Annotated in this window: 16 protein-coding genes; 8 read left to right on the plus strand and 8 right to left on the minus strand. The window is 67.7% G+C overall.

What is annotated here, in order from left to right:
* Positions 1-119: 119 nt before the first annotated feature.
* From ETP66_RS00195 to ETP66_RS00210, 4 genes are all read right to left on the minus strand, one after another.
* Entirely contained in the window at positions 120-1,766 is a 1,647-nt protein-coding gene (locus ETP66_RS00195) for a glutamine--tRNA ligase/YqeY domain fusion protein (protein WP_130839479.1), read from the minus strand.
* 162 nt (positions 1,767-1,928) lie between these two features.
* Positions 1,929-2,303 (minus strand): DUF5615 family PIN-like protein, encoded by a 375-nt coding sequence (locus ETP66_RS00200; RefSeq protein WP_236630057.1) that lies wholly within the window; start codon positions 2,301-2,303, stop codon positions 1,929-1,931.
* An 11-nt stretch (positions 2,304-2,314) separates the two neighbouring features.
* Positions 2,315-2,551 (minus strand): DUF433 domain-containing protein, encoded by a 237-nt coding sequence (locus ETP66_RS00205; RefSeq protein WP_130839482.1) that lies wholly within the window; start codon positions 2,549-2,551, stop codon positions 2,315-2,317.
* Between the two features lie 106 nt (positions 2,552-2,657).
* The gene (locus ETP66_RS00210; protein WP_130839484.1) at positions 2,658-3,419 is read right to left on the minus strand and encodes an enoyl-CoA hydratase/isomerase family protein; all 762 of its coding nucleotides are present in this window, start codon (positions 3,417-3,419) and stop codon (positions 2,658-2,660) included.
* A gap of 99 nt (positions 3,420-3,518) precedes the next feature.
* On the opposite strand from ETP66_RS00210, the gene infC reads away from it, so the two are divergent.
* The 5 genes from infC to ETP66_RS00235 all read left to right on the plus strand — a co-directional run bounded on the left by infC (position 3,519) and on the right by ETP66_RS00235 (position 6,843).
* Positions 3,519-4,034, plus strand: a complete 516-nt coding sequence (gene infC, locus ETP66_RS00215) for a translation initiation factor IF-3 (protein ID WP_130839486.1) — start codon at positions 3,519-3,521, stop codon at positions 4,032-4,034.
* Between the two features lie 90 nt (positions 4,035-4,124).
* Entirely contained in the window at positions 4,125-4,322 is a 198-nt protein-coding gene (rpmI, locus tag ETP66_RS00220) for a 50S ribosomal protein L35 (protein WP_130839488.1), read from the plus strand.
* Between the two features lie 10 nt (positions 4,323-4,332).
* Positions 4,333-4,689 (plus strand): 50S ribosomal protein L20, encoded by a 357-nt coding sequence (gene rplT, locus ETP66_RS00225; RefSeq protein ID WP_130839490.1) that lies wholly within the window; start codon positions 4,333-4,335, stop codon positions 4,687-4,689.
* Positions 4,690-4,720: 31 nt separating this feature from the next.
* Positions 4,721-5,185, plus strand: coding sequence for a COG2426 family protein (locus tag ETP66_RS00230; RefSeq protein ID WP_130839491.1), 465 nt, complete (start codon positions 4,721-4,723; stop codon positions 5,183-5,185).
* Entirely contained in the window at positions 5,182-6,843 is a 1,662-nt protein-coding gene (locus tag ETP66_RS00235) for a glycerol-3-phosphate acyltransferase (protein ID WP_130839493.1), read from the plus strand. Before ETP66_RS00230 ends, ETP66_RS00235 begins: the two co-directional genes overlap by 4 nt.
* A gap of 2 nt (positions 6,844-6,845) precedes the next feature.
* Here ETP66_RS00235 and ETP66_RS00240 read toward each other — a convergent pair whose 3' ends face one another.
* On the minus strand, positions 6,846-7,952 hold the full coding sequence (locus tag ETP66_RS00240; protein WP_130839495.1) for an LptF/LptG family permease: 1,107 nt from the start codon (positions 7,950-7,952) through the stop codon (positions 6,846-6,848).
* Positions 7,949-8,584 carry a hypothetical protein gene (locus ETP66_RS00245; RefSeq protein WP_130839497.1) on the minus strand — a complete coding sequence of 212 codons (636 nt, stop codon included), beginning with the start codon at positions 8,582-8,584 and terminating at the stop codon, positions 7,949-7,951. The genes ETP66_RS00240 and ETP66_RS00245 overlap by 4 nt, the downstream gene beginning before the upstream one ends.
* A 64-nt stretch (positions 8,585-8,648) precedes the next feature.
* On the opposite strand from ETP66_RS00245, the gene ETP66_RS00250 reads away from it, so the two are divergent.
* Both ETP66_RS00250 and ETP66_RS00255 read left to right on the plus strand, forming a co-directional pair.
* Positions 8,649-10,094, plus strand: coding sequence for an O-antigen ligase family protein (locus ETP66_RS00250; RefSeq protein ID WP_130839499.1), 1,446 nt, complete (start codon positions 8,649-8,651; stop codon positions 10,092-10,094).
* Positions 10,091-10,504, plus strand: a complete 414-nt coding sequence (locus ETP66_RS00255; RefSeq protein ID WP_130839500.1) for a hypothetical protein — start codon at positions 10,091-10,093, stop codon at positions 10,502-10,504. Before ETP66_RS00250 ends, ETP66_RS00255 begins: the two co-directional genes overlap by 4 nt.
* Here ETP66_RS00255 and ETP66_RS00260 read toward each other — a convergent pair.
* Together ETP66_RS00260 and ETP66_RS00265 are read right to left on the minus strand one after the other, a co-directional pair.
* A complete protein-coding gene (locus ETP66_RS00260) occupies positions 10,501-11,676 on the minus strand; it encodes an apolipoprotein A-IV repeat region-like domain-containing protein (protein WP_236630058.1) in 1,176 nt (391 codons plus the stop codon). The genes ETP66_RS00255 and ETP66_RS00260 overlap by 4 nt on opposite strands.
* Before the next feature lie 14 nt (positions 11,677-11,690).
* Positions 11,691-13,316 (minus strand): hypothetical protein, encoded by a 1,626-nt coding sequence (locus ETP66_RS00265; protein ID WP_130839502.1) that lies wholly within the window; start codon positions 13,314-13,316, stop codon positions 11,691-11,693.
* 64 nt (positions 13,317-13,380) lie between these two features.
* Here ETP66_RS00265 and ETP66_RS12055 point away from each other — a divergent pair, with 64 nt between their 5' ends.
* Positions 13,381-13,536 (plus strand): NAD-binding protein, encoded by a 156-nt coding sequence (locus tag ETP66_RS12055; RefSeq protein ID WP_236630059.1) that lies wholly within the window; start codon positions 13,381-13,383, stop codon positions 13,534-13,536.
* Positions 13,537-13,541 lie beyond the last annotated feature (5 nt).

Raw genomic sequence — 13,541 nt, forward strand, 5'->3', positions numbered from 1 at the left:
CAAGGCCAAGTGCTCGCGCGCGGGGGTTACCTCATCGGCAAAGGCTGGAGCGGCCTTGCCCGTGGCCCTTCGGGGATCCCCTCGTGGCTTGCCGCGATGGGGTACGCTGCCTGCGCCCTTCACGCCCGGTACCCCTCCTTGAGGGGCACGATGCGGTTCATCACCAGGGCCTCGGGCCTCGAGTCCACCGGGTCCTGCCAGAAGTAACCCAGCCTCTCCAGCTGGTAGCGGGTATCCTTGGGGTCCTGGAGGACGCTGAGCTCGATGAAGCCCCGCCGGACCTCGAGGGCCCTTGGGTTCAGGTTCTTGAGGAAGTCCCCGCCCTCTTCCGGGTCCTTCGTGAGGAAGAGCCGGTTGTAGAGCCGGAACTCCACGGGCAGGGCGTGGCGGGCGGAAACCCAGTGGATGACCCCTTTGGGCTTGATGCCGTCCTCGGGGTTGGCCCCCAGGGTGCCGGGGACGATGCGGGCCTTCAGAAGCTTCACCTCGCCGTTTTCCTCCACCGCGTCCTCCAGCTCCAGCACGTAGGCGTGCCTTAGGCGCACCCTTTGCCCCGGGGCGAAGCGCTTCCAGCCCTTGGGCGGATCCAGGGTAAAGTCGGACCGCTCGATGTAGAGCTCGGGGGAGAAGGGCAGGGCCCTCGTTCCCTCCTTGGGGATATCCCGGGGCCAGTAGGGGGCCTCCAGCCACTCCTCCCCCTGATAGTTGGTAAGGACCACCCTTAGGGGGTCCAGTACCCCTAGGACCCTGGGGGCGATGGGGTTCAGGTCGTCCCGCACCACCTCCTCGAAGAGCTCCATCTCGATGAGGGCCTCGTTCCTGGAGATCCCCGTGCGCCGCACGAACTCCCGGATGGCCTCGGGCCGCACCCCCCGCCGGCGCAGGGCCCTTAGGGTGGGGAGCCTGGGGTCGTCCCAGCCCCACACGTACCCCCCTTCCACGAGCCGGATGAGCTTCCGCTTGGAGAGCACCGTGTGGCTCAGGTCCAGGCGGGCGAACTCGTACTGGTAGGGCCTGGGGGCATGGGGCAGGCCGCACTTACCCTTGAGGTTTTCGATCACCCAGTCGTAGATGGCCCGGTTGTTCTCGAACTCCAGGGTGCAAAGGGAGTGGCTGACGCCCTCGATGAAGTCCTCGAGGGGGTGGGCGTAGTCGTACATGGGGTAGACCACCCACCGGTCCCCGGCGTGGTAGTGGGGGGCGTGGACGATGCGGTAGAGCACCGGGTCCCGCAGCTTGAAGTTGGGGTGGGCGGGGTCGATCTTGGCCCTTAAAACCCGGCTTCCCGTGGGGAACTCCCCCTGGCGCATCCTTTCAAAGAGTTCCAGGTTCTCCTCCACACTCCGGTTCCGGTAGGGGCTTGGCTTCCCCTCTGCCCGCAGTCGGCTCATCTCCTCCTCCGGGAGGTCGTCCACGTAGGCCTTGCCCTCCTGGATGAGGACCAGGGCACACTGGTACATGGTTTCAAAGTAGTCGGAGGCGTAAAGAACCCTATCGGGGGTGAAGCCCAGCCAGCGCACGTCTTCCTCGATGGCCCGGGGGTACTCCTCCTTTTCCGTTTCCGGGTTGGTGTCGTCGTAGCGCAGGTTGCACTCCCCGCCATAGTCCAGGGCCAGGCCGAAGTTCAGCACGATGCTCCGGGCGTGGCCGATGTGCAGGTAGCCGTTGGGCTCCGGGGGGAAGCGGGTGAGGAGCTTGGCGTACCTTCCCTCCCGCAGGTCCTTCTCCACGATCTCGGTGATGAAGCAGGGAGGAACGAGGCCCATAAGGGGAGTATAGCCCTTGCCGGGTGTCCAAAACCCTCCCACCGCTCCAAGGCTATGCCTTTTCAGAACCTAGGGGGCTGCTTTTCAAAGAAGGCCCTTAAATGCCCGGTTTCTCAGGCCGCCTTCCTTCGCCCTCTTTAGAACTCTAGCAGGCCCACTGCCTTAAGAGGGCAGGTTATCCTCGCTTGGGCTTGATGGAAGCCGGGCTACCACTTCATGCCTTCCCAGCTCCACCAAGCGGTACTTTTCCAGAAGTTGGCATATCGTTTCAAGGTGCTCTAGGAATAGCCTTTCGAGGGCCTGGTTGGAAATGTTACCGGTAGCGATGAGAAGAAGCTTGTAGGGCACACCTTGAAGCACCAAGGACCGCGTAAAATCACCATCCTTGGTAACCACCACCCTTCCTTCTCGCAGGGAAAGGGCGTTTATCTCGTCGTCCGGTGTGGCGTTTCCCCTGGGAAGCTCACGGGTGTGAAGAGCATCGTACCCTCGTTCCCGCAACAAGCGAACCAAGCGGAAGGGGAGGTGGGCGTCCACCAGAAAGCGGATCATGCTACCCGGAGCACCGTCCCCACGTCGCTTAGCTTAGCGGCAAAGAGAAGGCAAGCCTGGATATCCTCTGGTTCTAGGTCAGGGAAGTCGGCGAGGATTTCCTCCGGGGTCATGCCGCTGGCCAAAAGCTCCAGGATGACGTGGACAGGATAACGAAGACCGCGTAGGGTGGGCTTCCCATGATTGATTTTGGGATCCAGGGTGATCCGCTTTAGGAGGGAAACCTCTTCCATCCTTGTCCATTGTACATGGCTCCTTGGGAGTATGGCTTGCCGTACCCCGGGGCCCCGGGGGTGGTTGGCCTTAGGGGATAAAGAGGAGGGCTTGTGCTTCCTCTCCTCAGAACCTAGGGGGCCGCTTCTCAAAGAAGGCCCGGATGCCCTCTTTCAGGTCCCCCGTCTCCCGCACCCAGGCGTTGGCCAGGGCCGCCAGACGGAAGCCGTCCTCCAGGCCCATCCCCGGCAGGGCCAAGAGGAGCTCCTTGCTGAGGCGAAGGGAGGTGGGGGCGTTTCTGGCCACCTCCTCCGCCAGGGCCAAAGCCTCCTCCAGGGCCTTGCCAGGAGGGGCCACGCGGTTTGCCAGCCCCAGGGCCTTGGCCTCCTCGGCCCCGATGAGCCTGCCCGTGAGGAGGAGGTCCTTGGCCACCTTCTCCCCCACAGCCCGCACCAGGATCACGGAGACCAGGGCGGCCACGAAGCCGATCTTGACCTCGGTGTAGCCCAGCTTGGCCTCTTGGTCCATGACCACCAGGTCGCAGGCGGTGGCCAGGCCCGCCCCCCCCGCCACCGCCGGGCCGTTCACCGCCGCCACCGTGGGCTTGGGGAAGGTGTAGAGGCGGTGGAAGAGGCGCATGAGGGAAAGGGAGTGGCGGTAGTTTTCCTCGGCGCCCATCTCCGTGACCTTTTCCAAAAAGGCCAGGTCCGCCCCGGCGCTGAAGGCTTGGCCTCTGCCGGAAAGCACCAGGGCCCGGGCCTCGGGGTCCTTCTCCGCCTCCTCCAGCGCCGCCAACAGCCCCTCCACCATGGCGGGGGAGAGGGGGTTCCGGCGCTCGGGGTCGTTCAGGAAGACCTGGTATATGGAGCCCTTTTCCACCAGGACCATGCCCCCATTGTAGGCGCCCCTCTTTTCCTGCTACACTCCCTTTAGCCCGCAAGCCTCTCCCCGGCAAGAGGGAAGACCGCGGGCTAGGAGGTGGTCTAGATAAGGGAGTATCTCGTCAACGAACGCATCCGCGCGCGGCAGGTGCGGGTCATCGGACCCGACGGGCAGCAGCTGGGCATCATGGACACCCGGGAGGCCCTGCGCCTGGCGGAGGAGCAGGACCTGGACCTGGTGCTGGTGGGCCCCACCGCCGACCCGCCCGTGGCCCGCATCATGGACTACTCCAAGTGGCGCTACGAGCAGCAGGTGGCGGAGAGGGAGGCCCGCAAGAAGGCCAAGCGCACCGAGGTCAAGGCCATCAAGTTCCGGGTCAAGATCGACGACCACGATTACCGCACCAAGCTGAACCATATCAAGCGTTTCCTGGAGGAGGGCCACAAGGTCAAGGTGACCATCATGTTCCGGGGCCGGGAGATGACCCACCCGGAGCTCGGGGAAAGGCTCCTCGCCCGGGTGGCCGAGGACCTTCAAGGCCTGGCGGTGGTGGAGATGAGGCCGGAGCTCCTGGGGCGCGACATGAACATGCTCCTGGCCCCGGCCAAGGTGTCGGCCTAGACCTTCTGCGGGTCCTTCTGGTATAGTGCGAAAGCTTTGGGGAGCATCCAAGACCCCTTTCGGGGGCGCTTCCCAGGGCGGAGGGATGCCATGCCCAAGATGAAGACCCACAAGGGCGCCAAGAAGCGGGTGAAGGTGACCGCTTCGGGCAAGGTGGTGGCCATGCGGACCGGCAAGCGCCACCTCAACTGGCAGAAGTCCGGCAAGGAGATCCGCCAAAAGGGGCGGAGGTTCGTCTTGGCCCAGGTGGAGGCGGAGCGGGTGAAGCTCCTCCTGCCCTACGAGTAGGAGGTAGAGGATGCCGCGCGCCAAGACCGGGGTCGTCCGCCGCAGGCGGCACAAGAAGGTCCTCAAGCTGGCCAAAGGGTACTGGGGCCTGCGCTCCAAGAGCTTCCGCAAGGCCCAGGAGACCCTCTTCGCCGCGGGCAACTACGCCTACGCCCACCGCAAGCGCAGGAAGCGGGACTTCCGCAGGCTCTGGATCGTGCGCATCAACGCCGCCTGCCGCCAGCACGGCATGAACTATTCCAGCTTCATCCACGGGCTCAAGAAGGCCGGGGTGGAGCTGGACCGCAAGTCCCTGGCCGACCTGGCGGTGAGGGAGCCCCAGGCCTTCGCCCTTTTGGTGGAGAAGGCCAAGGCCGCCTCCGCCTAGGCCTCCTCCCCCGGGCGGGGGCCCCCCGGCCATGCGCCCCGAGGTCTACGTGGTCCTGGTGGCTGCCCTCCCGGTGGTGGAGCTCCGGGGGGCCATCCCCCTGGGGGTGGCCCTGGGGCTTCCCCCGGGGGAGGCTTTTCTCCTGGCCCTCCTGGGCAACCTCCTGGTGGCCCCTCTGGCCCTCACCCTCCTGCCCTGGGCGGTGGAGCTGGCCACCCGCGTGCCCCTCCTGGAGCGGCTTTGGGCGGTCCTCGAGGCCCGGGTGCGCCTCCGGGGGGAGGAGCGGGTGCAGCGGCTCGGGGCCCTGGGCCTCCTCCTCTTCGTGGCCGTGCCCCTCCCGGGGAGCGGGGCCTGGACGGGCTCGGTGCTGGCGGTGGTCCTGGGCCTCCGCCGCCGCTACGCCCTCCCCGCCATCTCCCTGGGGGTCCTGGGGGCGGGCCTTTTGGTCCTCCTCCTCACGGGGGGTGCGGTGGCCGGGCTAAACTACCTGCGATGACCCTCCTCCTCCTTCCCCTGGCCTACCTGGCGGGGGCCCTGCCCCTGGGCTTTTGGCTGGCCCAAAGCCAGGGGGTGGACCCCCGCACGGCGAGCCCCTACGCCCTGGGCCTGGAGAGCGCCCTGAAGCGCCTCGGCCCGCGGCTTGCCCTCCTCGCCTTCCTCCTGGACTTCCTCAAGGGCCTCCTGCCCCTCCTCCTGGGCCGGGCCCTGGGCCTGGGCCTCCCCGAGGTTCTGGCCCTGGGGGTGGCGGTCTATTTGGGCCACCTCTACCCCCTCTTTCTCCGCGATCCCTGGCCCCTCAGGGCCAAGGGGGCGGGGGTCCTCCTGGGGGTCCTGGCCGGGCTTCCCCTTCCCCCCTTCCTCCTCCTCGCCCCCCTCCTCCCGGCCCTCCTCCTCCTCGTCCTCACCCGCCACGCCTCCTTGGGGGCCTTGGGGCTTCCCCTGGGGCTTTTGGGCATCACCCTCTTCGGCGGGTTTGGGCTTCCGGAAAAGCTTCTTTCCGGCCTCCTTTTCCTCCTCGCCCTCTGGCGCTACAAGGAGAACCTGGGGCGCATCCTCGAGGGCACCGAGCCCAGGCTGGGGAACCCCTTGCCCCTCCCTTCGGCAAGGCAGGTGGTCTGCGCCTTCCTCATCCATCCCCTGACCCTCGAGGACTTCTGGCAGAGCCCCCGCTTCCGCTGGGCCCGTCCCCTGGTGCGCCTCGGGCTTCTGAAGCAAGGGTGGATAGAACGGCTGGCGGAGCTTTTCCGCCCCATGAAGGTGGGGGAGGTGCGGGGGGTTAGGACCGCGGACGGACGGGAGGTGCTCTGCCACCTGATTTCCGCTCCGCTCCTTCCCCACCAGATCAAGGCCAAGCCCGAGCTGGCGGTGAGGAGGGCCATTCAAGGGGCCAGGCTCGCCAGGGAGCTCGGGGCCACGGTGGTGGGCCTCGGGGCCTTCTGGAGCGTGGTGGGGGAGAAGGGGAAGAGGGTGCAGGAGGCGATGCCCGGCATCGAGGTGACGAACGGCGGGGCCTACACCGCGGGCACGGTGAGGGCGGCCATCCCCCAGATCCTCGCCCACTTTGCCGGAAGCGGCAGGGACCTGAAGAAGACCACGGCGGCGGTGGTGGGGGCCAATGGGGTGGTGGCCTTCGGCATCGCCCGTCAGATCGCCCCCCTGGTGGGCAGGCTCCTCCTGGTGGGCCGGGACCGGGAGCGCCTGGAAAAGGCGGCGGAGAGCCTGAGGCGCAACCTGGAGCGCAAGGGCCAGGCCCCGGAGGTCCGGGTGGCCACGGAGGTGGCCGCCATCCGGGAGGCGGACCTGGTCTTCACCGCCACCAGCGACCCAGGGGCCGTCATCTACCCCGAGCACGTGAAGCCCGGGGCCTGGATCTACGACGAGGGGGTGCCCCCGGACGTCCACCCCTCGGTGCGGGAGGTGCCGGGGGTGCGGGTCATCCCCGGCGGCGTGGTGCGGCTTCCCGGGAGGGCGCGGGCCACCTTGGACCTCCACTTCGGCGCCCCCGACCAGGTGCCCGCCTGTCTGGCGGAGACCATGATCCTGGCGGCGGAGGAGGCTTTTGACCGGAAGAGCCTGGGCGGGGAGGTGAAGGGGGAGAACATCCAGTTCTTCGTGGAGCGGGCCGAAGCCCTGGGGTTTCGGGTGGTGGAGTAGGCCTACCGCAGGGCGCGCGCCCCCAGGGCCAGGAAGAGGAGGTTCGCCCCCCAGGCCCCAAGCTCCGGGGGCAGGGCGCCGATGCCCGCCAGGGAGCGGCCCAGGAAGAAGGCCCCGTAGTAGGCCAGGGCCAGCACCACGCTTAAGCCCAGGGCGAGCCCGGTGCTCCGCCCGTACTTGAGGGCCATGGCCGCGGCCAGGAGGACCAGGACCAGGTTGGCCAGGGGCAGGGCCAGTTTGGAGTGGAACTCCAGCCGGGCCCGCCACCTTTCCAGGGGGGCGAGGAAGGGGTCCCGCACCTTGGCCCAGGCCTGGGAGAGGCTGTCCCGGCCGAAGCTGAAGGTGTCCGCGTAGTCGGCGATGGCCCGGGCCCGGGAGAGGTCGGACTCCACCTCCAGGACCTCCCCCTGGCTCACCACCCGGAAGACCCGGCGGGTCTGGGCCAGGAGGTCCTGGGCGGCCTCCAGCCCTGGTACCTCGGCGAAGTCGATGCGGTAGAGGCGATACCCCTTTAAGGTGATCACCCGGTCCTCCCAGCTCCCCCTTTCGGCGAAGAGGAAGGTGCCCTCCTCTTCCCGGAAGGAGGCGATGCGCACCCCCACCATCTCCTTGCGCTCCATGTCGAAGTCCTCAAAGTAGAGGCTTCGGCCCTGGCCGATGGGGATCTGCAGGCCCTTCAGGCGGAAAAGGCCCGCCCCTTGGGTGTGGATCTCGTCCCACCAGGCGGTGCGCACCCTTTCGTTGTAGTGGGGGACGAGCTTTTCCTGGAGGTAAAGGGCTAGGCCGCTTAGGAGGAGCCCCGCCCAAAGGAGGGGTAGCGCCGCCCGCCACAGGGGGATTCCCCCGGAGAGGAGGGCGAAGGGGGCCCCTTCCGCGGAAAGCCTTCCGAAGACCAAAACCGTGGTGGTGACCAAGGCGATGGGGAAGACCTGGACCAGGACCCCGGGCACGTGGTAGGAGAGCCAGCGGGCCACCTTGGGGAGGGGCACCCCTTCCAGCCACCGGGCCCCGGCGTAGAAGAAGCCGAAGAGGAAGACGGCGGTGAGGAAGAGGAGGGCGAGGAGGAGGACGGGGAGGCTCTCCCTGAGGAGGTGGCGGTAGAGGGTCATGGGAGGCGGCCCGCGTACTGCCCCAGGCGGGCGGCGCTATCGGGGATGCGGGTGCTGGCCTGGACCCGGCCTCCTTGGAAGCGCAGGTGGAGCCGGGCGGTGGGGCCCTGCCCCCGCAGGGTGGCCCGGCCCTCCTGGTAGGTGAAGCTGCCCAGGGCCAGGGCCTCCCCGGCCCTCAGGTCCACCACCAGGGTTTCCGCCTGGAGCCTGGGGCTTTCCGCCTGCACCCGGCCCTTCAGGACCACCACCTCCTCGGCGAAGAAGGCCAGGGCCCGCTCGGCCCGCAGGCCCTTGAAGTTGGCGTCGCCGAAGGTGAGGGCCGTGAAGCGGGCCTCCTGCTTGGGGATATCGTGGTCCAGGGTCTGGGCCAGGAAGGTTTCCCGCTGGGAGAGGAGCTCCACCCCCCGGGCCCGCACGAAGCTGCCCTCTTTGTACTCGATGTAGCTCCCCTTGAGGCGCAGGCCGTTTTCGTTGTCGATGAGGATGCCTCCTTGGGGCAGGGTGGTGACCCCGGTGTCCAGGTTGAGGCGCTTCGGGCCGAAGGGCTCCACGCTGAAGGCGGCGAAGCGGGCCCCCAGGGCCAGGGCCAGGATCAGAGGGGCCACGGGCAAGAGGCGGCCAAGCCGGTTCATGCCAAGCACTTTACCCTAGGGTTCTGAGGAGCGCCTTAGGGCGCTCTTGGGTATATTGTCCCCCGTGCGCTTCCTGCCCTTGGCCCTGGCTTTAGCCCCCCTCTTTCCTCCCCTGGCCCTCCTGGCCCCCTTGTTCCTGGGCTACCTGCGGCGGCTTGCCCCTTGGGCGCTGGGCCTTTTGGCCTTTTATGCCTTTTCCCTCCTCCTTCCTGCCCTGTTGGCCCCCGAGCCCCTGGCCTTCCCCCTGGCCCTGGGCCGGGTCCTTTATGTCCTGGGGCTGGTGGGGGCGGGGGTGGCCCTCTTTCGCCAGGCCCCGGAGCCCGCCCGGGCTCTCATGCCTTTGGGCTACGGGCTTTTCCTCCTCTACGGGAGCGCCCTTTTGGCCTCCTACCTGGTTTTTGGGGACAAGGTGGCCGAAATAAGGCTGATGCACCCCTTCCACAGCCCCGTGGGCCTGGGGTTCTTGGGGGCCTTGGGGGTGCTCCTTGCGGTTTACGTCCGCTACCCCTGGCCCTTCCGCCTCCTCCTGGGCCTCTTGGGGGGGGTGGTCCTCCTCCTCACCGCCAGCCGCGGGGGGATGCTGGCCCTCCTTTTAGGAAGTGCGGGGGGGCTTCTTTTCCGGGGGCGGGGGCTTTGGGCTTTGGGGATGGCGGGGTTCCTCCTCTTCGCCGCCCTTTCCCTGGATACCCCCATCTCCCAGCGCTTCTTCCAGGCCCACCTCTCGGGGCGGGAGGGGCTTTGGCTTCGGGCCTACGAGGTCTTCCAGGCCCACCCTTGGACGGGGGTGGGGCCTTATGTGCTGGGGGATTACCTGAAGGGGACGCTTTTTGGGGACTGCTTCCTCTTTCCCCTCCTCGAGGCCAAAGGCCTCGCCTGCCCGGACGGGCTCAGGCCCCTTGGGGGCCTTTGGACCTTCGCCCACCACCACCTCCTCCAGGCCCTGGGGGAAAGCGGGATCCTGGGGGCGGCGGGCCTCCTCCTCCTGGTGGGGGGGTTTTTGGCGGGGGCCTGGGGGGAGGGGCTCCTCTTTTCCCTCCTCCTGGCCTTTGCCGCCATGGGGATGACCGACAACCCCTTCAGCGTCCCCAGCCCTTTCCGGGGGGAGATCTTCTTCTTGGTGGGGGGGATGGCCCTGGCCCGGGGGGGGCGCCTTCCCGCCGCCTTGGGCTTCGCTGGGGCGGTGGCCCTCCTTTGGGCCCTGCCCTTCCTCTACCTGGCCACCCGGCCCTCCCTGCCCCCTCCTGCCCTCCTCTACGCCGCCATCCCGCCCGGGGAGGGGATGGGCTTCCTGCGCCTTGCGGGGGCCGAGGGGTACCGGGTGCAGGTGTGGCTCTGCGGGGAGAACGCTTGCCAGCGCCTGGGGTGGGAGTGGCCGGGGGATCGGCGGGTGGCCTTTCCCTTCCCCAAGGATCTTCCTCCGGGAAAGTACCGGCTTCGGGTCCTCCTCTTCAGCCAGCACCGCCTGGCCCAGCGGCCTCTTTACCTTTGGGAAAAGGAGGTGGTGCGGTGAAGCCCTTAGCCCTGGTGGGCGGCGGGGCCCTCTTTGCCTTGGGGGTGGGCCTTGCCCTGTGGAGCCTTTCCCAAGCCTTTTCCGTGAGGCCTATGGAGGGTGAAGCTTGCGTGCCGGGTCCTCTGCCAGAAAGGGGGGAGCTTTGGTCCAACGGGGTGTTGGAGATTCCCCTTTGCCGCGAGGCGCAGGTGGGGCTTCTCCTCGAGGGCACCCTGGCCCAAGGGAAGGGGCCCCACGCCCTGGTGGTGGAAGGAGGCCGGGTGCTCTGGCAGGGGGAGGTGCGGGGGGTAGAGGAGGTCTGGGTGAGGGCCACGGGGAAGGGAACCCTGGCTTTGGCCTTCACCAACGACTTTTACCAGCCCCCCGAGGACCGGAACCTCTTCCTGCGGGCCTTGCGGGTGGAGCCTTAGCGGAGAAGGGTCAGCAGGGCCAACACCACCCCGATGGCGGTGAAGACCAGGATGGCCTTGTTGAAGGCGGTGTTGATCTCCGTTCGGACTTCCATCCGGATGGCTTCCGCCTTTGCCGCCACTTGTGCGATCTGGTCTTCCAGCTTCTCCTCGGTTTTGGCGATGCGGGTTTCCAGGTCGGTGCGGACCTGGGCGATTTGGGTTTCCAGCCTCTCTTCGGTTTTGGCGATGCGGGTTTCCAGGTCGGTGCGGGCTTGCCCGATCTGGTCCTCCAGCTTCTCCTCGGTTTTAGCGATGCGGGCTTCCAGGTCGGTGCGGACCTGGGCGATTTGGGCCTCCAGCCTCTCTTCGGTTTTGGCGATGCGGGTTTCCAGGTCGGTGCGGACCTGGGCGATTTGGGTTTCCAGCCTTTCTTCGGTTTTGGCGATGCGGGTTTCCAGGTCGGTGCGGGCTTGCCCGATCTGGTCCTCCAGCTTCTCCTCGGTTTTAGCGATGCGGGCTTCCAGGTCGGTGCGGACCTGGGCGATTTGGGCCTCCAGCCTCTCTTCGGTTTTGGCGATGCGGGTTTCCAGGTCGGTGCGGACCTGGGCGATTTGGGTTTCCAGCCTCTCTTCGGTTTTGGCGATGCGGGTTTCCAGGTCGGTGCGGGCTTGCCCGATCTGGTCCTCCAGCTTCTCCTCGGTTTTAGCGATGCGGGCTTCCAGGTCGGTGCGGACCTGGGCGATTTGGGCCTCCAGCCTCTCTTCGGTTTTGGCGATGCGGGTTTCCAGGTCGGTGCGGACCTGGGCGATTTGGGTTTCCAGCCTTTCTTCGGTTTTGGCGATGCGGGCTTCCAGCTCGGTGCGGGCTTGCCCGATCTGGGTTTCCAGCTCTCCCTTGATCCTCTCAAGGCGAGCCCCCAGCTCGTCCCTAGCCTGTTGGAGCTGGTTCTCCAAGTAAGCGTGCGCTTGCTGAATTAAGTCTAGCTTGTTTTCTGCGCGGGCCAGGCGCTCTTCCAGGAAGCCGATCCGGTTTTCCAAGTGGGCGCGGGTTTCCCTTAGCTCGGCCTTTACCTCTTCCCGTAGGGTGTCGATGCGCCGGGAGAGGTCCTGGACCAGGGACGGGAGGACCTGGACCGTGGTCTCCACGATTCCCTCGAGCTTTTCCAGGCGCTCCAGGAGCCGGCCTTCCATCCTTAACCCCCAGTTTAGCGCAAGGACAGGCCAAAGGTCAGGCTCTGCCCCGTGGCCTCGCCGTACTGTCCCCGGAGGATGTTTTGCCAGCGGAGCTCATAGGCGAAGCAGCCGTCGTAGAGGCGGAAGGTAAGGCCCAGGCGGGTGAGGCCCTCCCGGTTCAGGCCCACCTCGGGGGCAAGCCACAGGGCCTGGCAGCAGGCCCGGTCCGGGAGGGGCATGGCGTAGGCGAGGCGCACCTCCTCGAGGCTCCCCCGCACGTAGGCCAGGCGGAAGTTCCCCAGGGCCTCGTCCCGGTAGCCCCCCTCCAGGCGGTCCAAGCGGTTCCCCAAGGGGTTTTCCAAGGTGTAGCCCAGGCTCCAGGGACCCAAGGCCCCCTCCAGCCGCAGGCGCTGGAACTCGTCCCGGTTCTCGTAGGTGAAGGGGGGCGTGGGGGTCAGGGGCTCCAGCCTGCCCGCGTAGGCCGCCCGCAGGGTGAGGTTCCCTTCCCGGTAGGCCAGCTCCACGCCGCCGCCCACCGCCAGGTAGGGGTCGTACCCGGCGAAGGGGTAGAGGGCCAGGAGGGCCTCGGGCCTTAGGGTGAGGGCCAAGGGGCCCTCCTGGAAGGTGTGGCGGTAGCCCCCTTCCAAGCCCAGGGTGGGCCCCTGGCTCCTGCCCGTTTCCGCGTAGCGCAGGAAGGGCCTGAGGGTGAGGCCTTCCAGGCGGAAGGTGGGGGTGTAGCGGGCCTCCAGCCTGGGGGTGTCCCGATCCGGGGGGTTCGGGCTTGCGGCGAAGAGGAGGTCGTCCCAGTAGGCCCTTACCCCGGGGGCGTACCCGAGCCTTACCTCAGCCCCCTTTCCCCCTTCCCTGAGGCCCAGGCGCAGGGCCTCTTGCGGGGTGCCAAGCCCCGTGGCCAGGAGGGTGAAGCGCCTCTCCCAGCGGCCGATCTCCTCCCCCGGCTGGGGCAGGGGGAAGTCCTGGAGGCCCACGGTCCAGCCTCCCGTGTCCGAGCTTGCCAGGACCAAGGGGCTTTGCAGGTCGGGCCTGCGGTTGGCGTTGGCGGTGGCCTCTCCCAAGGGGATTTCCAGGCCCCAAAGCCCCAAGGCGGCCTCTCCCCTAAGCTCCCCCGTGGCCACCAGGAAGGTGGCCTCCTCCATGCGCAGGCGCACGTCCTCCCCACAGGGGCAGGGGGTGGCCAGGAAGCCCCTGAGCCGGGCCTCCTCCCGGGTGAAGGTGGCCCTCTCGGCCCGCACCCGGTAGGCGGGGCTTTCCAGGAGGACGCCCTCCCCCTGGAGGGGGGTTTCCAGGCGGAGCCTCGCCACCTGGGCCCTAAGCTGGCCCCGGCTCAGGCGCACTCCCTCCAGGGCTTTGCCCGAGAGGGCCTCGGCCTCCACCTGCCACCCCTCGGCCACCCCCCTCAGGCCCTCCGCCTGGAAGCTCCCTTCTGCCTCCAGGTAGCGGATGGCGGGGGCTTCCAGGTAGAGCCCCTCCCGTTCCAGGCAGGCCCGGCCCTCAAACACCAGGACCTCCCCGTCGTAGCTCATCTCCTCCCCGCCCAAGAGGCCCTCCTCCGTTTCCAGGGTGTAGGGCCTCTGCCCACAGGGGCCTGCCAGGGCGAGGCCCAGGCTCAGGAAGCAAGCTACCCAAACCGAACGCCTCATGGAAGGAATATACTGGTCACTTGTGCTCGGGAAGTCCCGGGCGGTTTGCTATACTGCCAGGGTAATGGCGGGAGGCGTTATGAAAAATGTGGCCGTTGTGGGTGCCGGTTACGTGGGCCTCACCACGGGGGCAGCCCTGGCCTACCTGGGGCACCGGGTGGCGGTCCTGGACGTGGCCGAGGCCCTGCGGGGCGGGGAGGCCCGGCCCCAGGCAGCCTGAGGGCC

It is taken from the genome of Thermus thermamylovorans (assembly GCF_004307015.1).
Lineage (GTDB): Bacteria > Deinococcota > Deinococci > Deinococcales > Thermaceae > Thermus > Thermus thermamylovorans.